Source organism: Mycolicibacterium moriokaense (assembly GCF_010726085.1).
GTDB classification, from domain to species: domain Bacteria; phylum Actinomycetota; class Actinomycetes; order Mycobacteriales; family Mycobacteriaceae; genus Mycobacterium; species Mycobacterium moriokaense.
Genome location: NZ_AP022560.1, coordinates 5,213,980 through 5,231,111, shown reverse-complemented (window position 1 = coordinate 5,231,111; position 17,132 = coordinate 5,213,980). Strand labels below are relative to the sequence as shown.

21 protein-coding genes are annotated in these 17,132 nt (G+C 66.7%); 9 read left to right on the top strand and 12 right to left on the bottom strand.

Translation table 11 applies throughout. The features are described 5' to 3' along the window. Positions 1–26: 26 nt before the first annotated feature. On the bottom strand, positions 27–194 hold the full coding sequence (locus G6N43_RS30460; RefSeq protein WP_165761887.1) for a hypothetical protein: 168 nt from the start codon (positions 192–194) through the stop codon (positions 27–29). A gap of 121 nt (positions 195–315) precedes the next feature. Between G6N43_RS30460 and G6N43_RS25500 the strand changes: the two genes are divergently transcribed. Both G6N43_RS25500 and G6N43_RS25495 read left to right on the top strand, forming a co-directional pair. After that, positions 316–750, top strand: a complete 435-nt coding sequence (locus G6N43_RS25500; protein ID WP_083154368.1) for an ATP-binding protein — start codon at positions 316–318, stop codon at positions 748–750. A 62-nt stretch (positions 751–812) separates the two neighbouring features. Continuing rightward, on the top strand, positions 813–1,535 hold the full coding sequence (locus tag G6N43_RS25495; protein ID WP_275989105.1) for an RNA polymerase sigma factor SigF: 723 nt from the start codon (positions 813–815) through the stop codon (positions 1,533–1,535). Here G6N43_RS25495 and G6N43_RS25490 read toward each other — a convergent pair. Continuing rightward, positions 1,506–1,949, bottom strand: coding sequence for an STAS domain-containing protein (locus tag G6N43_RS25490; protein ID WP_083154450.1), 444 nt, complete (start codon positions 1,947–1,949; stop codon positions 1,506–1,508). The two genes, G6N43_RS25495 and G6N43_RS25490, sit on opposite strands and share 30 nt — an antisense overlap. 251 nt (positions 1,950–2,200) lie before the next feature. Here G6N43_RS25490 and G6N43_RS25485 point away from each other — a divergent pair, with 251 nt between their 5' ends. Further along, positions 2,201–2,737: a nucleotidyltransferase family protein gene (locus G6N43_RS25485; protein ID WP_083154447.1), complete on the top strand. Its 537-nt coding sequence runs from the start codon at positions 2,201–2,203 to the stop codon at positions 2,735–2,737. Here G6N43_RS25485 and G6N43_RS25480 read toward each other — a convergent pair. After that, positions 2,730–3,059 (bottom strand): hypothetical protein, encoded by a 330-nt coding sequence (locus G6N43_RS25480; RefSeq protein WP_083154364.1) that lies wholly within the window; start codon positions 3,057–3,059, stop codon positions 2,730–2,732. The genes G6N43_RS25485 and G6N43_RS25480 overlap by 8 nt on opposite strands. A 23-nt stretch (positions 3,060–3,082) precedes the next feature. On the opposite strand from G6N43_RS25480, the gene G6N43_RS25475 reads away from it, so the two are divergent. Continuing rightward, positions 3,083–3,781: an SDR family oxidoreductase gene (locus G6N43_RS25475; protein ID WP_083154362.1), complete on the top strand. Its 699-nt coding sequence runs from the start codon at positions 3,083–3,085 to the stop codon at positions 3,779–3,781. Positions 3,782–3,832: 51 nt separating this feature from the next. On the opposite strand, the gene G6N43_RS25470 is transcribed toward G6N43_RS25475, so the two are convergent. The 6 genes from G6N43_RS25470 to G6N43_RS25445 all read right to left on the bottom strand — a co-directional run bounded on the left by G6N43_RS25470 (position 3,833) and on the right by G6N43_RS25445 (position 9,772). After that, positions 3,833–5,632 (bottom strand): acetyl/propionyl/methylcrotonyl-CoA carboxylase subunit alpha, encoded by a 1,800-nt coding sequence (locus G6N43_RS25470; protein ID WP_083154360.1) that lies wholly within the window; start codon positions 5,630–5,632, stop codon positions 3,833–3,835. Between the two features lie 125 nt (positions 5,633–5,757). Continuing rightward, positions 5,758–6,162: a SufE family protein gene (locus G6N43_RS25465; RefSeq protein ID WP_179967920.1), complete on the bottom strand. Its 405-nt coding sequence runs from the start codon at positions 6,160–6,162 to the stop codon at positions 5,758–5,760. Between the two features lie 2 nt (positions 6,163–6,164). Continuing rightward, the gene (locus G6N43_RS25460; RefSeq protein ID WP_083154356.1) at positions 6,165–7,052 is read right to left on the bottom strand and encodes a sulfurtransferase; all 888 of its coding nucleotides are present in this window, start codon (positions 7,050–7,052) and stop codon (positions 6,165–6,167) included. Between the two features lie 118 nt (positions 7,053–7,170). Beyond that, a complete protein-coding gene (locus G6N43_RS25455; protein ID WP_083154355.1) occupies positions 7,171–7,812 on the bottom strand; it encodes a Maf family protein in 642 nt (213 codons plus the stop codon). Then, positions 7,809–8,081, bottom strand: a complete 273-nt coding sequence (locus G6N43_RS25450; protein WP_407664834.1) for an acyl-CoA carboxylase subunit epsilon — start codon at positions 8,079–8,081, stop codon at positions 7,809–7,811. Before G6N43_RS25450 ends, G6N43_RS25455 begins: the two co-directional genes overlap by 4 nt. 50 nt (positions 8,082–8,131) lie before the next feature. Beyond that, positions 8,132–9,772 (bottom strand): acyl-CoA carboxylase subunit beta, encoded by a 1,641-nt coding sequence (locus tag G6N43_RS25445; protein ID WP_083154351.1) that lies wholly within the window; start codon positions 9,770–9,772, stop codon positions 8,132–8,134. Between the two features lie 96 nt (positions 9,773–9,868). Here G6N43_RS25445 and G6N43_RS25440 point away from each other — a divergent pair, with 96 nt between their 5' ends. Continuing rightward, complete coding sequence (locus G6N43_RS25440; RefSeq protein ID WP_083154349.1) at positions 9,869–10,675, top strand: biotin--[acetyl-CoA-carboxylase] ligase; 807 nt, start codon at positions 9,869–9,871, stop codon at positions 10,673–10,675. 21 nt (positions 10,676–10,696) lie between these two features. After that, entirely contained in the window at positions 10,697–11,215 is a 519-nt protein-coding gene (locus tag G6N43_RS25435; RefSeq protein ID WP_083154347.1) for a PH domain-containing protein, read from the top strand. Here the strand turns inward: G6N43_RS25435 and G6N43_RS25430 are convergent. Beyond that, a complete protein-coding gene (locus G6N43_RS25430; protein WP_083154345.1) occupies positions 11,170–11,850 on the bottom strand; it encodes a GtrA family protein in 681 nt (226 codons plus the stop codon). The two genes, G6N43_RS25435 and G6N43_RS25430, sit on opposite strands and share 46 nt — an antisense overlap. 129 nt (positions 11,851–11,979) lie before the next feature. On the opposite strand from G6N43_RS25430, the gene G6N43_RS25425 reads away from it, so the two are divergent. The 3 genes from G6N43_RS25425 to G6N43_RS25415 all read left to right on the top strand — a co-directional run bounded on the left by G6N43_RS25425 (position 11,980) and on the right by G6N43_RS25415 (position 14,895). Continuing rightward, positions 11,980–13,164, top strand: a complete 1,185-nt coding sequence (locus G6N43_RS25425; protein ID WP_234810169.1) for a 5-(carboxyamino)imidazole ribonucleotide synthase — start codon at positions 11,980–11,982, stop codon at positions 13,162–13,164. Then, complete coding sequence (purE, locus tag G6N43_RS25420) at positions 13,157–13,669, top strand: 5-(carboxyamino)imidazole ribonucleotide mutase (RefSeq protein ID WP_083154341.1); 513 nt, start codon at positions 13,157–13,159, stop codon at positions 13,667–13,669. The genes G6N43_RS25425 and purE overlap by 8 nt, the downstream gene beginning before the upstream one ends. A 62-nt stretch (positions 13,670–13,731) precedes the next feature. Beyond that, complete coding sequence (locus tag G6N43_RS25415; RefSeq protein WP_083154339.1) at positions 13,732–14,895, top strand: acyl-CoA dehydrogenase; 1,164 nt, start codon at positions 13,732–13,734, stop codon at positions 14,893–14,895. Positions 14,896–14,987: 92 nt separating this feature from the next. Here G6N43_RS25415 and G6N43_RS25410 read toward each other — a convergent pair whose 3' ends face one another. Together G6N43_RS25410 and G6N43_RS25405 are read right to left on the bottom strand one after the other, a co-directional pair. Continuing rightward, on the bottom strand, positions 14,988–16,403 hold the full coding sequence (locus G6N43_RS25410; RefSeq protein ID WP_083154337.1) for a multicopper oxidase family protein: 1,416 nt from the start codon (positions 16,401–16,403) through the stop codon (positions 14,988–14,990). Between the two features lie 23 nt (positions 16,404–16,426). Next, positions 16,427–17,131, bottom strand: coding sequence for a TIGR03089 family protein (locus tag G6N43_RS25405; RefSeq protein ID WP_110810468.1), 705 nt, complete (start codon positions 17,129–17,131; stop codon positions 16,427–16,429). Position 17,132 lies beyond the last annotated feature (1 nt).

The window sequence follows — 17,132 nt, the reverse complement described above, 5'->3', positions numbered from 1 at the left end:
CAACACGGACAACCAACTCTTCGGCGTCACTGCATCATGGGCGCCAGGATGACGAACGCCCCGGCGTATATCGCCACCACGATCAAGATCAGCCCAACCAGTACCAGCCCGGCCGTGACAATGATCCGACGCAGTCCCCGGGCACCCCCCGGGTCCGCGTCGCCGAGCCGGCCGTGCGACTCCACTTGCTTCATGACCGGGGATTACCCGACCCCGCTGCTTGGCACACGTCAGCCTTGGCTGGCTCCGGATGTGCCCATGAGTAACTGGGATACGACCTGGGGTAACCTCGCTTCAACATTGCCGGGAGGTCAAATGGCCGACGTTGCTAAATCAAACAACGGGCACCAACGGAAGGCCGGGTCGGTCGAACTTCGAGTGGCCGCCACACTGGAAAACCTTGCGGTGCTTCGGACACTCGTCGCCGCCGTGGCCACCTACGAGGATCTGGACTTCGACTCCGTTGCCGATCTGCGGTTGGCCGTCGATGAGGCATGTACACGGCTCATCCGATGCGCAGTCCCGGACGCGACGCTGTTGCTGGTTGTCGATCCGCAGGAGGACGCGGTTGTCATCCACGCGTCGACGACATGCAAGAGTCCCGACATCCTGGCACCCGGCAGCTTCAGCTGGCATGTGCTGAGCTCACTGACCGACGACGTGCGGACCTTCCAGGACGGGCAGGGCCCTGAGGAAGGACAGGTGTTCGGGATTTCGATGACGACGAGGCGAGCGAGCTCGCTGCAGTGAGCCCGTCGACCTCGCAGGGTTCGTCGTCGCGCTCGAACTCTGAGTACGCGGACGTCGCCGACATGTTCCGCGAGCTGGAGGGCGTGCCCGAAGACACGGCGGCCTTCCAGCGGCAACGCGACCGCATCGTCGAGCGGTGCCTGCCGTTGGCCGACCACATCGCCCGCCGCTTCGATGGCCGCGGGGAATCCCGCGACGATCTGGTTCAGGTGGCGCGGGTGGGCCTGGTCAATGCGGTGATCCGGTTCGACGTGAACGCCGGTTCGGACTTCGTCTCGTTCGCCGTGCCGACGATCATGGGAGAGGTCCGCCGCCACTTCCGCGACAACAGCTGGTCGGTCAAGGTGCCCCGCCGACTAAAGGAACTTCACCTACGGCTGGGCGCCGCGACCGCGGAACTGTCCCAGCGGCTGGGGCGCGCCCCCACCGCATCGGAACTGGCCGCCGAGCTGGACATGGACCGCGACGAGGTCATCGAGGGTCTGGTGGCCGGAAGCTCGTACAACACGCTGTCGATCGACAGTGGCGGCAGCGGCACCGAGGATGCCCCGGCGATCGCCGACACCCTCGGCGACGTCGATCTGGGACTCGATCAGATCGAGAACCGAGAAGCGTTGCGGCCGTTACTCGAAGCGCTTCCGGAGCGGGAACGAACGGTGCTGTTGCTGCGATTCTTCGAATCGCTCACGCAGACGCAGATCGCCGAGCGCGTTGGCATCTCGCAGATGCACGTGTCTCGCCTGCTGGCGAAATCGCTAGCGCGTCTTCGTGATCAGCTGGAGTGACGGCCGCGGTTCGTCCGCAACCGCGGACAGCGCGCTGTCGAGGCGTTCATAGAACGGCAGGGCCGAATCGGGATCGCAGATCGCCAACAGCTTCGTCACCGCCGCACTTGGCACCGAAGCCCATTTGATGGACTCGCCCGCGCACCGGATATTCAGCGTGTGCAACGCCGAAAAGCCAGAAGTGCCAAAGAATTCCACCTCACTCATATCGAGAACGAGGTTCTGGATGCGAGCGCCGTGGCGCATCGCATAGTCGACCAACTCCTGTGAGTTCGCCGCGTCGATCTCGCCCTGCGCCGTGACCACGACGGTGTTCGGCGGGAGCAATCGGGTCGCGAAGTGTGCCGTGTGTACTTCGGCATGATCGATCGGGGTTTCCGGCTTGGGATGCCGGGTATTTGTCGATGTGGACATGTGTGACTCCATCAGTGAATACGTGATTCGTACTGTGGCTCACGTCAAAAATTTGGCCCTGCGCTATTGAAAGCCTCGCCGCAGGAGGTGCTATCCGCCCTGCACGTCGATGACGTTTGCAGCCGGCTGTTACCTCAACCTGTATCGAACCCTACGCCCTGCGGCTCCCACTAACAATCGGAATGACTCAACTGCAGGTCAAAGCGCTGGTAACGCTTGTATCGCCCGCCCGCCGGCACCACACTGATGACATGTCACCGAAGACGGCTGGGGTGTTGCTCGCCGCCGGTGCGGGTAGGCGGTTCGGTATGCCGAAAGTGCTTGCCGCGCAGGGTGAGTGGCTGACATCCGCGGTCGCTGTGCTGCACGACGGCGGCTGTGATGACGTGATCGTGGTGTTGGGCGCCGCGATCGTCGACGTGCCCGCGCCCGCGCGTGCCGTCGTCGCAAGCGACTGGTCAGACGGGTTATCCGCCTCGTTGCGCGCGGGTCTGTCGGTGGCCGACGCCGACTTCGCGGTGCTGCACACCGTCGACACTCCCGATGTCGGGGCCGACGTGGTGAGGCGGGTGCTGGCTGCCGCGCAGTCATCGTCCTCGGGACTGGCCAGGGCGGTGTACGACGGCGTTCCCGGACACCCCGTTGTCGTGGCTCATCAGTATTGGGCCGAGTTGCTCGACGGCCTGCACGGTGACGAGGGCGCCCGACGCTTCCTTGCCGCGCGCAGCGACGTCATCGAGGTGGAGTGCGCCGACCTGGCGACCGGCCGCGACATCGACGTCAGGTAATCGTCAGCCCGAGCATCGCCGACGCGAAGCGACGAACGGATTGCTCGGCGATCTCCGCGGCATCGTCGTGGCCCTCGCGCGCCCTGGTGGTCAACGTGGCGGCCTGCGGGTCGACCCGCACCTCGGCGAGCATCTCGCCGGTGGTCGGTTCACAGACGGCCCACGTATAGCCGGTATCGGTCGCCCATTGCGCGGTGCAGCGCGCGATGTAGTCGGGGTCGGCCTCACCCATCGAGGCGAGTGCGGGTCGGTCGTTGATCAGTTCGTCGTCCCGCGGTGCGCGCAGATACCAGGCACCTGCATTAATCTCCACGGGCTCCATACCCTCGATGGTAGGCATGCCGTATGAAGATCACAGTGATCGGTGCCAGTGGGCTGATCGGCACCAAGGTAGTCGGGCTGTTGGCGGCCGACGGACACGAAGTGGTCGCCGCAGCCCGCAGTACAGGTGTCGACGTACTCACCGGTGAGGGGCTCGGTGAGGCGCTGACGGCCGCCAACGCGCTCGTCGACGTCACGAATTCCCCGTCGTTCGAGGACGGCCCCGTATTGGACTTCTTCACCACGGCGACCACGAATATCGTTGCCGCCGCGAAGAACGGGGCCGTCGGCCACTACGTTGTGCTGTCGATCGTCGGGGTGGATGGTCTGCCGCACAGCGGCTACATGCGCGCCAAGGTGGCCCAGGAGAAGTTGCTCATCGAGTCCGGCCTGCCGTACACGATCGTGCGTGCGACGCAGTTCGCCGAGTTCACCGACGCCATCACCGGATCGTTGACGGTCGGCGACGAGGTGCGCGTCCCCGACGCGCTGATCCAGCCCATCGCGGCTGACCGCGTCGCCTCCGAGGTCGCGCTCGCCGCCGTCTCACGGCCGCTCAACGGCATCGTGAATATCGGTGGGCCCGAGAAGATTTCGTTCGAGCAGATGGCGAACGAGTCACTGGCCCGGCAAGGCGACGACACGAAGACCGTCGTCGTCGACTCCGATGCCGAATACTTCGGCACGCCGCTGCAGCGCAACAGTCTCGTGACGGTCGACTGACGGCGATTTGTGTGCGTTCGGGAGCGCTGAGCGATCCTCAACGCACACAAATCACTTGATTTCGGCCAGCACCGTGCCCTGAGTGACGGCCGCACCCGACTCGACTGCGAGACCGGTGACCGTGCCGTCCTTGTGCGCCGTGACGGGGTTCTCCATCTTCATCGCCTCGAGGACCACGATCAGGTCGCCTGCGGAGACTTCCTGTCCTTCTTCGACGGCGACCTTGACGACGGTGCCCTGCATCGGCGCAGTGACGGCGTCACCCGATGCCGCCGCACCACCGTGCGAACCGCGCTTGCGGGGCTTGGGCTTCTTGCGCACGATGCCGGCGCCGGCCGGGGCCGCACCGCCACCACCCAATGCGAGATCGCCGGGCAGCGACACCTCGAGGCGTCGTCCGCCGACCTCGACCACGACGGACTGCCGCGGGATGGTGTCTTCCTCTTCGATCGGGTCACCGCCGGTGAACGGCTCGACGGTGTTCTCCCACTCGGTCTCGATCCATCGGGTGTGCACGTCGAACTTCTCGCCGTCACCGATGAAGGCCGGGTCGGAGACCACCGCGCGGTGGAACGGGATGACCGTGGCCAGGCCTTCGACGACGAACTCGGACAGCGCACGCCGCGACCGGGCCAGCGCCTCTTCACGGGTGGCACCGCTGACGATCAGCTTGGCCAGCATTGAGTCGAACTGGCCGCCGATGACCGAGCCGCTCTCCACGCCGGAGTCCATCCGCACGCCAGGGCCCGTGGGTGCGACGAACTTGGTGACCGGGCCGGGGGCGGGAAGGAAGCCGCGGCCGGCGTCCTCGCCGTTGATGCGGAACTCGAAGGAGTGGCCGCGCGGGGTCGGATCCTCGGTGATGTCGAGGGGCTCGCCATTGGCGATCTTGAACTGCTGCAGCACCAGGTCGATGCCAGCGGTCTCCTCGGTGACCGGGTGCTCGACCTGAAGGCGGGTGTTGACCTCGAGGAAGGAGATCAGCCCATCCTGGCCGACGAGGTATTCGACGGTGCCGGCGCCGTAGTAGCCGGCCTCCTTGCAGATGCGCTTGGCGGACTCGTGGATCTCCTTGCGCTGCGCGTCGGTCAGGAACGGTGCGGGCGCCTCCTCGACCAGCTTCTGGAAGCGGCGCTGCAGCGAGCAGTCGCGGGTGCCTGCGACGACGACGTTGCCGTGCTTATCGGCGATGACCTGCGCCTCCACGTGGCGGGGCTTGTCCAGGTAGCGCTCGACGAAGCACTCGCCGCGGCCGAATGCGGCGACCGCCTCGCGGGTGGCCGACTCGAACAGCTCGGGGATCTCCTCGATGGTGCGGGCGACCTTCATGCCGCGGCCGCCACCGCCGAACGCCGCCTTGATCGCGACGGGCACGCCGTACTCCTTGGCGAAGGCGACGACCTCGTTGGCGTCCTTGACCGGGTCGGGGGTGCCTGGCACCAGCGGAGCCTCGGCGCGCGCGGCGATGTGGCGCGCGGTGACCTTGTCGCCGAGGTCGCGGATCGACTGCGGGCTGGGGCCGATCCAGATCAGCCCGGCGTCGATCACCGCTTGGGCGAAATCGGCGTTCTCCGAGAGGAATCCGTAGCCGGGGTGGATCGCGTTGGCTCCAGACTTCTCGGCGGCTTCCAGGATCTTCTCGAAGACGAGGTAGGACTCGGCCGACGTCTGCCCGCCGAGCGCGAAGGCCTCATCGGCCAGCCGTACGTGAGGCGCGTCGGCGTCCGGCTCCGCGTACACGGCCACGCTTGCAAGCCCGGCGTCCTTGGCGGCCCGAATCACCCTGACCGCGATCTCCCCGCGATTGGCGACAAGCACCTTGGAGATCTTTGAGCTGGCGTGACTGGCCACTGCGCCTCCTGACGGCATTATTTTTTAAGAAACGTCTTTAAGAATGTATCGGAGGCAGTTTAAGAGACTCCGCTGGGCTGCTGATGACGCGGTGCCCCTAACCGGTTCACAGTGTGGCGCCGATCTCAGCGCAGATGCCGCTTGATGCGCGCCAGCATCGCTGACATGCCGCGCAGCCGCAGCGGGCTGATCAAGGCGGCGAGCCCGAGATCGCTGTAGAAGTCGTCGGGCACCGCCAGGATGTCGTCGGCCGGTTGATCGTCGAGCCCCGCCGCGAGGATGGCGGCGAAACCCCGCGTGGTCGGCGCTTCCGCGGGTGCGCTGAAGTACAGCCGGACGTGGTCGCGGTCGCCGGCGTCGACGTGAAGAAACAGCGGCGACTGGCATTCCGGGACCGGTTCCATCGCCGCCTCTTCGAGATCCGCGGGCAGGGGAGGCAGCTCGCCGGCGAACTCCAGCAGCAGAGCCAGCTTGTCCTGCCCCTGCATCTCCTTGAACTCGGAGACCACCTCGGCGAGGGCGGCGGGCATGCTCACGGTGCTTCGCCGGGCTCTTCTCCAACGGCGACAGGCACCCGCACGGCGTTGCCCCATTCGGTCCAGGAGCCGTCGTAGTTGCGCACACCCTCCCGGCCGAGCAGATGTGTCAGCACGAACCAGGTGTGGCTGCTGCGCTCGCCGATGCGGCAGTAGACGACGGTCTTGTCGTCGGGGCTCAGGAAGCCGTACAGCTCCTCGAGTTCAGCGCGGGTGCGGAACTGGCCGTTGTCCTTGGCCGCCTTGCCCCACGGGATCGACCTCGCGGTCGGGATGTGCCCGCCGCGCAGCGCGCCCTCCTCGGGGTAATCGGGCATGTGGGTGCGCTCGCCGGTGTACTCCTGTGGTGAGCGGACGTCGATCAGGGGCTGCTTGCCGAGGATGTCGAGGACGTCCTCCTTGAACGCGCGGATCGGCGCGTCATTGCGTTCGACGACGGGGTAGCCGGTCGAGGTCTTCGTCGGTACCTCGAGGGTGGTGTCGCGGCCGTCGTTGATCCAGAGGTCGCGTCCGCCGTCGAGCAGCCGCACGTCGGGGTGTCCGAACAGGGTGAACACCCACAGCGCGTAGGCCGCCCACCAGTTGCTCTTGTCGCCGTAGATGACGACAGTGTCGTCGCGGGCGATGCCCTTGCGGTTCATCAGCTCGGCGAACTGTTCGCCGGTGATGTAGTCGCGGACGTGGGGATCGTTGAGGTCGACGTGCCAATCGATCTTCACGGCGCCCGGGATGTGGCCGGTGTCGTAGAGCAGCACGTCCTCGTCGGATTCGACGATGGCCAAACCAGGACGGCCCAGGTTGCCCGACAACCAATCGGGGGTGACCAGGCGTTCCGGATGGGCGTATTCGGCCAGGGTGGGGGAGGGATCGGGTGGCAGCGGCACAACAGGGAGCCTACTCAGCCAGTACAAGCCGCGTTCCGCGAGTCGTGTCGGGCGCCGAATGTGCGCTCACCGCGAGAAACCCGGCCGTGCTTCGCCGTGGGCGCACGCTCGGCGCGGACTAGGTGACCGGATTCGCGGACCAGAGGTCGGCGACCGACATGCCTTTCGCGTCGAGCAGTCGCCGGATCAGCGGCAGGCCGATGCCGATCACCGACGACGGATCGCCGTCGACAGCGTCGACGAACCAACCACCCAGGCCGTCGAGGGTGAATCCACCCGCCACTGCCATTGGCTCGCCACTGCGGACATAGGCATCGAGATCAGCGGACGAGGGATGTCCGAACGTCACCGTGGTGACGGTGGCGTCGGCGGCGCGCCACGTTATGTCGTTGTCTTGCAAGCGAATCACGCTGTGCCCGGTGTAGAGCTCACCGGACGTGCCCGCCATCTCCTGCCACGCCAGTCGGGCGTCGTCGGCGGTGGCCGGCTTGCCGCGCAGTTGACCGTCGCGGTACAGCATCGAATCACAGCCGATGACAACGCAATCCGCGGCGACCGCGGCATCGAGAAGGCTGACGACGGCTTCGGCCTTGGCTAACGCAAGGGCAGTGGTGACCTCGGTCGGCGTGGCCGACGGATCCAGGGTCGCCATCACGGCGTCCTCGTCGACACCGGACACGATGACTAGTGGATCAATTCCAGCCTGGCGCAACACTTTACGGCGGCCAGGTGATGCCGATGCGAGGACAAAGCGCGTCATCGATGACGCATGTGGGTCCGTTCCAACAGCGTCACCCGTTGCCAGCTGAAGACCGAATAGCGCAGCCGGTCCACCGGGTGGCCCCACAGGTTCTCTTCCTGCTCACGCGGCTCGGTCGGGGCGCTCGACGCGGCGGCGAGCACGGCGATCACCGCCGCGAGCTCCTCGTCGGTCGGATTGCCCTTGACGACCTGGATGTGCGGCTCGTGCGCACGCGGATCCGTCACGGCCTCATCCCCGCCTGCTGCCACCGCCTCAACCCCGCTCACAGGTGCTAAATCGTTCGCCCCGCTCACAGGTGCTGAATCGTTCGCCCCGCTCACAGTGGAATGTTCCCGTGCTTCTTCGGCGGCACCTGCGTCACCTTCCGTTCCAGCAGCCGCAGCGCGGTCGCCACATAGCCGCGGGTGTGCGACGGCGGAATCACCGCGTCTACGTAGCCCCGTTCCGCCGCGACGTACGGATTGACGAGGGTGTCCTCGTAGTCCTGCTGCAACTGCAGCCGCAGCGCGCCGACGTCCTCGCCCTTCTTGGCGGCCTCGTTGAGCTGCTGCCGGTAGACGAAGCCGACCGCGCCCGCGGCGCCCATCACGGCGATCTGAGCGCTGGGCCAGGCCACGTTCACGTCGGCGCCCATCTCCTTGGACCCCATGACGCAGTACGCACCGCCGTACGCCTTGCGGGTGATGACGGTGATCTTGGCGACCGTCGCCTCGCCGTACGCGTAGAGCAGCTTGGCCCCGCGCCGGATGATGCCGTTGTATTCCTGGTCGGTGCCCGGCAGGAAGCCCGGAACGTCGACCAGCATCACGATCGGCACGTTGAAGCAGTCGCAGGTGCGGATGAAGCGCGCCGCCTTCTCAGAGGCGTTGATGTCCAGGCAGCCGGCGAACTGGGTCGGCTGGTTGGCCACGATGCCCACCGGACGGCCCTCGATCCGGCCGAAGCCGACGACGATGTTCTGCGCGTAACCCTGCTGCACCTCGAGGAATTCGTCGTCGTCGAGGATGCGCGTGATCACCTCGTGCATGTCGTACGGCTGGTTCGGCGAATCGGGGATCAACGTGTCCAGCTCGAGATCCTCGTCGGTGAGGTTGTCCTCGATCGCGCCCTCGGGAACCACTGCGGGATAGCGCGGCGGGTCGGAGTAGTTGTTGCTCGGGAGGTACGACAGCAGTTCGCGGACGTAGTCGAACGCGTCCTGCTCGCCGGTGGCCACGTAGTGCGCGGTGCCCGACTTGGCCATGTGGGTGTGCGCGCCGCCGAGCTCCTCCATCGTGACGTCCTCACCCGTGACCGTCTTGATGACGTCCGGTCCGGTGATGAACATCTGGCTGGTCTGGTCGACCATGATCACGAAGTCGGTGAGCGCGGGGGAGTAGACGTGCCCACCCGCCGCGGCACCCATGATCAGCGAGATCTGCGGGATCACGCCGGAGGCCAGGATGTTGTTGTGGAAGATGTTGCTGTACAAGCCGAGTGAGACGACACCCTCTTGAATACGGGCGCCTGCACCGTCGTTGATGCCGATCAGCGGCCGGCCGGTCTTGATCGCGAGTTCCTGGACCTTGACGATCTTCTCGCCGTACACCTCGCCGAGGCTGCCGCCGAAGACCGTCGCATCCTGGCTGAAGATGCAGACCTCGCGGCCGTCGATGGTGCCGTACCCGGTGACCACGCCGTCGCCGAACGGGCGCTTGTCGGCCAGGCCGAAGTTGGTGCTGCGGTGCCGGGCCAGCGCGTCGAGTTCGACGAACGAGCCCTCGTCCAGCAGCGCGAGGATGCGTTCCCGGGCGGTCAGCTTGCCCTTGGCGTGCGTCTTCTCGACCGCAGCCTCACCGACCGGATGCAGCGTCTCCTCGAGACGCCTACGCAGATCGGCCAGCTTGCCCGCCGTGGTGTGGATGTCGATTTCGTGCTCGCCAGAGGGCTCGACCGACTGATCGCTAACGCTCGTCATGAGGGTCGATGCTAGCCAACGGCCGCGGCGGCGCCGACGGCGCGTCCTTAATATCTCCTTAAGCAGCGGCGAGCGGTGTCACCTAGGGTTTGAGCGATGACGGTAGTGCGCGCTCCGCTCGACGAGGCCGCCTTACGCGCCGACGTCCTCGGCGGCCCGGTATGGCGATCCGTGGAGGTGGTCGACGAAACCGGATCCACCAACTCCGACCTGATAGCGCGGGCCAACAGCGGGGCCCCGATCGGCGGTGCCGTTCTGATCGCCGAGCACCAGACTGCCGGCCGGGGCAGGCAGGGCCGCAGCTGGTCGGCCGCCAAGTATGCGCAGATCACGATGTCGGTGGCCATCGACACCGCCGGGGTGCCCACCGACGCCTGGGGCTGGCTCCCGCTGGCCACCGGCGTGGCCATCGTCGACACCGTCCGTCCACTCGGCGTGGACGCCGGCCTGAAGTGGCCCAACGACGTGCTGGTGGGTGACGGCAAGCTCGCAGGCATTCTCGCCGAGGTGGCCGCGGAGCAGCGGGTGGTCGTCGTCGGCATCGGACTGAACATCTCGCTGACCGGTGACGAAGTGGGCGTCGCCGGCGTCACCTCTCTCACCGACCTCGGGGTGGCCGCCCCGGATCGCCAACGGCTGGTGGTCGAGTTGTTGAGCCAGTTGGGCCGTCGCGTCGACGCATGGCAGCGCTCCGGTGGCGTCGACCCCGAACTGATCGCCGACTACCGCGCCCGCAGCCTGACCCTCGGGATGCCGGTACGCGCGATCCTGCCCGGCGATCAGGAGGTCATCGGGATCGCGCGCGACGTCGACGACCAGGGCCGACTGTCGATCGACACCGACGGGCGGACCACGACGGTCGCCGCAGGCGACATCGTCCACTTGCGACCCGCGGACGGCTGACACGCCATAGGGTTCATCACCATGGGATACCCGGAAAAAGTGCTGGCCGCGGGCGAGCACGTGGTACTGCACCGCCACCCGCACTGGAAGCGCCTGATCGGTCCGATCCTGATCCTGTTGGTGGTCACCGCGATTGCGGCGTTCGGCGCCGGCTACGTCAATACCACCAACTGGGATCAAACGGCGCGCAACGTTGTGATGATCGTCATCGGCGTGGTTTGGCTCGTCATCGTCGGCTGGCTGACGTTGTGGCCGTTCCTCAATTGGTGGACAACGCATTTCGTCATCACCGACCGGCGGGTGATGTTCCGGCACGGTCTGCTGACCCGTTCGGGTATCGACATCCCACTCGCGCGGATCAACAGCGTCGAGTTCCGCCACGGCGTAGTCGATCGCATACTGCGCACCGGCACGCTGATCGTCGAGTCAGCGTCGCATGATCCGCTGGAGTTCATGGATATCCCGCAAGTGGAACAGGTCCACTCGCTGCTGTATCACGAAGTCTTCGACACCCTGGGCTCTGAGGAGTCGCCGAGCTGATCGAGCCGCGTGCGCCGGGCCGGCCTGCGTAGCGGCGTCACGTTTCCCTCGGCGTCGATGCGGTGCAGCGCCGCGTCGCGCACATCTTCCATCGTCTCGGCGATGCCGCCGTCGGTGAGCGTGGCCTCCAGCGCCTTGTCCGGGTTGCGGCCGAACTCGTCGGGGAACACCCAGCGCCGGAACGCCCAGAAGCGGAACGCCATCTGCAGCAGGTTGCCGACGATGTACGCGGCGATGAAGTCGGCGATGTTCTCGACCATCAGGCTGACCTCGGGGACACGCAGCATCAGCACATAGCTCGAGAACCACAGCGGGGCCATCGAGAGCAGCACGCCGACGCCGCTGAACGCGAAGAACATCAACGCTTCGTGGTGGCGTTCCCGCCCGCCGCGGTCGCGGAAGCTCCATTCGCGGTTGAGGATGTAGGACGCGATCACCGCGACCACACCGGCGATGATTTTCGCCGTCACAGGCTTGGGCTCCAGCACCGTGAGCTTCAGCGTGAAGAAGACCGCTGAGTCGATGACGAAGGTGGTGGCGCCGACGATCGCGAACTTGATCAGCTCGTGGTGCCGTTCGAAGTACGGCCGGATCGGGCGCGGTAGGCGCGCGATCGTGGCATCGGTGAAGGACACAACAGGGCAGTGTACGGAAAATGGCCACCTCACGCGTACCCCAGCAGGTCACCGTCGGTAAACGCGGGGCTGATCGCATGACAACATAGGCACGTGCCACGCAACTCGACCTCGCCCCCCGTGGTGACCATGATCGGCGGCGGACAGCTGGCCAGGATGACCCAGCAGGCCGCGATCGCGCTTGGCCAGACGCTGCGTGTGCTGGCCGTCACACCGCAGGATCCGGCGGCGCAGGTGACCCCGGATGTGGTGATCGGATCGCACGACGATCTCGACGCACTGCGACGCGCGGCGGACGGCGCGGACGTGCTCACGTTCGACCACGAACACGTGCCGACCGAGATGCTCGAGAAGTTGATCGCCGAAGGCGTTAACGTCGCGCCGCCGCCGTCGGCGCTGATCCACGCCCAGGACAAGCTGGTGATGCGGCGCCGACTGGAGGCCCTCGGGGCGCCGGTGCCGCGCTTCGCGGAGGTGACGGCCGCGTCTGACGTGGACGACTTCGCGGCGGGCTCTGATGCGGCGCTGGTGGTGAAGGCCGTGCGCGGTGGCTATGACGGACGCGGCGTGACGCTGGCGCGCGACATCGCCCATGCCCGCGAGGTGGCCGCTGAGTATCTGGCCGCCGGTGTCGAGGTCCTCATCGAGGAGAAGGTGGCGATGCGCCGCGAACTGGCCGCGTTGGTGGCGCGGTCGCCGTTCGGCCAGGGCGCGGCGTGGCCGGTGGTGGAGACCGTGCAGCGCGACGGCATCTGTGTGGAGGTCTTCGCGCCGGCTCCCGATCTGGATGACGACCTTGCCGGCGCCGCAGCGGGGTTGGCGTTGCGGCTGGCCGACGAACTCGGTGTGGTCGGGGTCCTGGCGGTCGAACTGTTCGAAACCGTCGACGGCGGTCTGATGGTCAACGAGCTGGCGATGCGGCCGCACAATTCGGGCCACTGGACGATCGACGGTGCGCGCACCAGTCAGTTCGAGCAGCACCTGCGTGCGGTGCTCGACTATCCGCTGGGAGACACGGCGCCTATCGCGCCCGTCACCGTCATGGCGAATGTGCTTGGTGCGCAAGAGATTCCGAAGATGAGCATGGACGAGCGGCTGCATCATCTGTTCGGCAGGATGCCCGAGGCCAAGGTGCAGCTGTACGGCAAGGGCGAACGGCCCGGCCGCAAGATCGGCCACGTCAACGTGCTCGGCGCGCCGGGCGGCTCACCGGATGACGCCGACTACGTCGCGGAGGTTCGGGAACGCGCGGTGCGGGCCGCACACTGGTTGTCGCACGCCGAATGGACGGACGGATGGAGCTCGCATGACTGATTCGCCGAAGCCGCGCGTCGGCGTGATCATGGGCAGTGACAGCGACTGGTCGGTGATGGAGGACGCAGCGCACGCGCTCGCCGAGTTCGATGTGCCGTTCGAGGTCGGGGTCGTGTCGGCGCATCGCACGCCGGACCGCATGCTCGAGTACGCCAAGGGAGCGGCGGCGCGCGGTATCGAGGTGATCATCGCCGGCGCCGGCGGGGCCGCGCATCTGCCCGGCATGGTGGCGTCGGCGACTCCGCTGCCCGTGATCGGCGTGCCGGTGCCGCTGGCCAAGCTCGACGGCCTGGACTCGTTGTTGTCGATCGTGCAGATGCCCGCGGGTGTGCCGGTGGCGACGGTGTCGATAGGCGGTGCGCGCAACGCCGGCCTGCTGGCCGTGCGAATCCTCGGGTCGTCGGACGTCGCGCTGCGCAAGAGGGTCGAGAATTTCCAAAGTGGGCTGGCCGACATGGTGCTGGAGAAGGACGCGGCACTGCGTGAACGGTTGCTCGGGCAGTAGATCTGCCGATCGGATCGGTAACGCCGAAGCGTAAAGTTACCGGCGAGTAGCAAGGAGTTGGCATGGCCATCGGAAACCCGTCATTCGACGCATTCAAGCTGTCTGACGAGCACAGCGAGCTGCGCGCGGTGATGCGCGACCTGTGCGATAAGGAGATCGCCCCGTACGCCGCGGACGTCGACGAGAAGGCCCGTTACACCGATGAGGCGCTGGCGGCGCTGACGGCCTCGGGGATGGCCGCGATCCACATCCCGGAGGAGTACGGCGGCCAGGGTGGGGACTCGGTGGCGGCGTGCATCGTCATCGAGGAGGTCGCGCGGGTGTGCGCGTCGTCGTCGCTGATTCCGGTGTGCAACAAGCTGGGCACCATGGGGCTGCTGCTGCGCGGCTCCGAGGAACTCAAGAAGCAGGTGTTGCCGAGCATCGCCGCGGGCGAAGCGGTGGCGTCGTATGCGCTGTCTGAGCGTGAGGCGGGCAGCGACGCGGCAGCAATGCGCACCCGCGCCCGCCGCGACGGCGACGACTGGGTGCTCAACGGCGCGAAGTGCTGGATCTCCAACGGCGGGCACTCCACCTGGTACACCGTCATGGCGGTGACCGATCCGGACAAGGGCGCCAACGGCATCTCGGCGTTCATCGTGCACAAGGACGATCCGGGGTTCAAAGTCGGCGCCAAGGAACGCAAGATGGGCATCAAGGGCTCGCCGACCACCGAGTTGTACTTCGAGGACTGCCGTATCCCGGGCGATCGGATCATCGGTGACGAGGGCACCGGCTTCAAGACCGCGCTGGCCACGCTGGATCACACCCGCCCGACCATCGGTGCGCAGGCCGTCGGTATCGCCCAGGGCGCGCTGGAAGCGTCGATCGCATACACCAAGGAGCGCAAGCAGTTCCGGCAACGCATCGCCGACTTCCAGGCGGTGCAGTTCATGCTCGCCGACATGGCGATGAAGGTCGAGGCGGCCCGCCTGATGGTCTACACCGCGGCGGCGCGTGCCGAGCGCGGCGAGCCCGATCTCGGCTTCATCTCCTCGGCGTCGAAGTGCTTCGCCTCCGATGTGGCGATGGAGGTCACCACCAACGCCGTGCAGCTGTTCGGCGGCTACGGCTACACCGTGGACTTCCCCGTCGAGCGGTTCATGCGCGACGCCAAGATCACCCAGATCTACGAGGGCACCAATCAGATTCAGCGCGTGGTGATGTCCCGCGCACTGCTCAAGTAACGCTGCGCTCGCACCTTTCCTACGCGAGCAGACGCAAACTGACCTTTTTTGCGGCGTGTCGGGAGGCGTACGTGTCTGCTCGCGAGAGAAGTTCAGCCCGCGTACTCGAGGAAGAACGCCATACCCGCCTCGAGGTGATAGGTGTTGTGGCAGTGGGTGATCCACTTGCCGGGGTTATTCGTGTCGAAGTCGACGTCGACGGTCTGGAGGGGTGGCACCAGCACGGTGTCCTTTCGGGCCTTCGGGGTGGCGCCCTTCATCACCTGGAACGTGTGGCCGTGTAGGTGGAACGGGTGGAACATCATCGACGCATTGATGTAGCGGATCCGAACGCGCTGATTGGGTTTCACCGCGACCCCGTCGCGCGGCGGGTCGTACAGCTTGCCGTTGATCGGCCAGTTGTAGCCGTCGACCGGCCCGGCCAAGCGGGCGTCGATGACCTGGTCGGGTTCCTTAGCGGGCAGCGTGACCTCCGGTGCGGGTGACAGCGTCGCGGTGTCCAGCGGTGCCTGGGCGCGGACGGCCGCGACGAACGCGTCGACGTTCACCTCGGCCGGCGCGCGGTTGACCCGCATGTTCAGCCGGGCGTAGCCCTCCTTGCCTTCCGGCACGGCGATCACCGGCAGCGACTCGTTGACGGTGATGATCGCGTCCACCCGCTCGCCCATGCCGAGGATCACCGAGGTCGCCTGCACCGGCACCACGGGGTAGCCGTCGGCTTGGATCACCCGCATCGTCGTGTCGGGCACCGCGACCCGGAACGCGGTGTCCGAGCCCGCGTTGATCACTCGCAGTCGGATCCGTTGACCTGTACGGAAATCCACGACCTGCGGATCCTGCGGGGCGCGGCCGTTGATGATGAAGTACGGGTAGGTGACGTCGCCGCCGTCCGATCCGAGCGGGCTCGTCGGCGTCACGCCCGGGCCGCCCGGTGCCATCGGCTTCATGCCGGTCTTGCGCAGGTTCGTGAACACCTCGTCGGGGTTGGTGCCGGTGCCGTCGATCCAATCGTCCAGCACCACAACGAGTTCGCCATCGTAGTCGGCCTTCTCATCCGGGTCTTCGACGATCAACGGCCCGTACATCCCACGGTCGAGTTGAGTGCCGACATGTGAATGGAACCAATATGTTCCGGCGTCCGGCACGACGAAGTCGTAGAGGAACGTCTGCCCCTTCGCGACCTCGGCCTGCGTCAGCGGCGGCACCCCGTCCATGTCGTTGACGATGGCAATTCCGTGCCAGTGCACCGTGACGCCCTGCGGCAGCGTATTGGTCAGTTTCGCGCGGATCCGCTGACCCTTGCGCACGCGAATCTCCTGAGCGGGTACCCGATTCCCGTATGCCCAGGTCCGCAGGGTCGCCCCGGCGAGGTCGATGTCGGTCTCACCGGCGGCCAGCGTGAGGTCAGGGGCGGCCGGGCCCGACGGCGCGTGGGACCGCGAGCAGGCGGCGGCCACTCCCGCGACGCTTACGGCGCCCAGCGCAAGAAACTGCCGTCGGCCAAGCATGCTCCAAGCGTGGCACTTCGCGGCTATCCCCGCGTGATCTTCTCCGTTTGTCTACGACGATCCAGCGTCGCGGCATGCGGATTGGCGACCTGCACGAGCGACGCCCCGACCGTGTACAGCGCCAACAGGTGATTCACCAGGTCGTCCGCGGTTTTCCAGTCCGCCGTCGACAGCACGCGGTCGTCCGGGGTCAGCCCCTGCGCCTCAGCCGAGGCTCTCGCCGCGGCCAGCACCTCATCCACCGACCGGCCGTCGAGCGCGAGGCCCGGGTGCCGCTCCGGGGCGATCTGGTCGCCGTGCACGCGGACCGCGGTGGCGTAGTCCGTCACGCCCACAGGAAGATCGGGCGCCGGCTTGCCGAACGGGTCCAGCGACAGGACCGCGATCTCGCCGACCCCGACGGCCTCATCGGCCTCGCCGAGCCGCGCCGCGGTGCACAACGCGACGTCGGCCTGTCCGCCCGTGACGACTTCCGCGCCGATCCACCAGATCCCGAACAGCACCGCGGCCGTCTGCCAGTGCGCGGGCAACAGCACCGCCACCTTGGTGTCGGACCCTGCGCCCAATTCGTCGCGTAACAGGTTGCCGGTCTTGGCTGCCCAGTTCACCAGGGTGGAGGTGGACAACTCGATTCGCTCACCCGTCGCGTCGTCGTAGTAGGTGATCCGCGGGCCGGCAGGGTCGGACGCCATGAGCGGATCGAGGATCGCCGAACTGACTGTGCTCACG

Excerpts from the sequence above, each read along its gene's own strand:
- G6N43_RS25435 (WP_083154347.1), top strand. The coding sequence starts at position 10,697 with ATGGGATACCCGGAAAAAGTGCTGGCCGCGGGCGAGCACGTGGTACTG.
- G6N43_RS25410 (WP_083154337.1), bottom strand. The coding sequence starts at position 16,403 with ATGCTTGGCCGACGGCAGTTTCTTGCGCTGGGCGCCGTAAGCGTCGCG.
- G6N43_RS25415 (WP_083154339.1), top strand. The coding sequence starts at position 13,732 with ATGGCCATCGGAAACCCGTCATTCGACGCATTCAAGCTGTCTGACGAG.
- G6N43_RS25485 (WP_083154447.1), top strand. The coding sequence starts at position 2,201 with ATGTCACCGAAGACGGCTGGGGTGTTGCTCGCCGCCGGTGCGGGTAGG.
- G6N43_RS25495 (WP_275989105.1), top strand. The coding sequence starts at position 813 with ATGTTCCGCGAGCTGGAGGGCGTGCCCGAAGACACGGCGGCCTTCCAG.
- G6N43_RS25500 (WP_083154368.1), top strand. The coding sequence starts at position 316 with ATGGCCGACGTTGCTAAATCAAACAACGGGCACCAACGGAAGGCCGGG.
- G6N43_RS25480 (WP_083154364.1), bottom strand. The coding sequence starts at position 3,059 with ATGGAGCCCGTGGAGATTAATGCAGGTGCCTGGTATCTGCGCGCACCG.
- G6N43_RS30460 (WP_165761887.1), bottom strand. The coding sequence starts at position 194 with ATGAAGCAAGTGGAGTCGCACGGCCGGCTCGGCGACGCGGACCCGGGG.
- G6N43_RS25425 (WP_234810169.1), top strand. The coding sequence starts at position 11,980 with ATGATCGGCGGCGGACAGCTGGCCAGGATGACCCAGCAGGCCGCGATC.
- G6N43_RS25440 (WP_083154349.1), top strand. The coding sequence starts at position 9,869 with ATGACGGTAGTGCGCGCTCCGCTCGACGAGGCCGCCTTACGCGCCGAC.
- G6N43_RS25445 (WP_083154351.1), bottom strand. The coding sequence starts at position 9,772 with ATGACGAGCGTTAGCGATCAGTCGGTCGAGCCCTCTGGCGAGCACGAA.
- G6N43_RS25490 (WP_083154450.1), bottom strand. The coding sequence starts at position 1,949 with ATGTCCACATCGACAAATACCCGGCATCCCAAGCCGGAAACCCCGATC.
- G6N43_RS25465 (WP_179967920.1), bottom strand. The coding sequence starts at position 6,162 with ATGCCCGCCGCCCTCGCCGAGGTGGTCTCCGAGTTCAAGGAGATGCAG.
- G6N43_RS25475 (WP_083154362.1), top strand. The coding sequence starts at position 3,083 with ATGAAGATCACAGTGATCGGTGCCAGTGGGCTGATCGGCACCAAGGTA.
- G6N43_RS25455 (WP_083154355.1), bottom strand. The coding sequence starts at position 7,812 with ATGACGCGCTTTGTCCTCGCATCGGCATCACCTGGCCGCCGTAAAGTG.
- purE (WP_083154341.1), top strand. The coding sequence starts at position 13,157 with ATGACTGATTCGCCGAAGCCGCGCGTCGGCGTGATCATGGGCAGTGAC.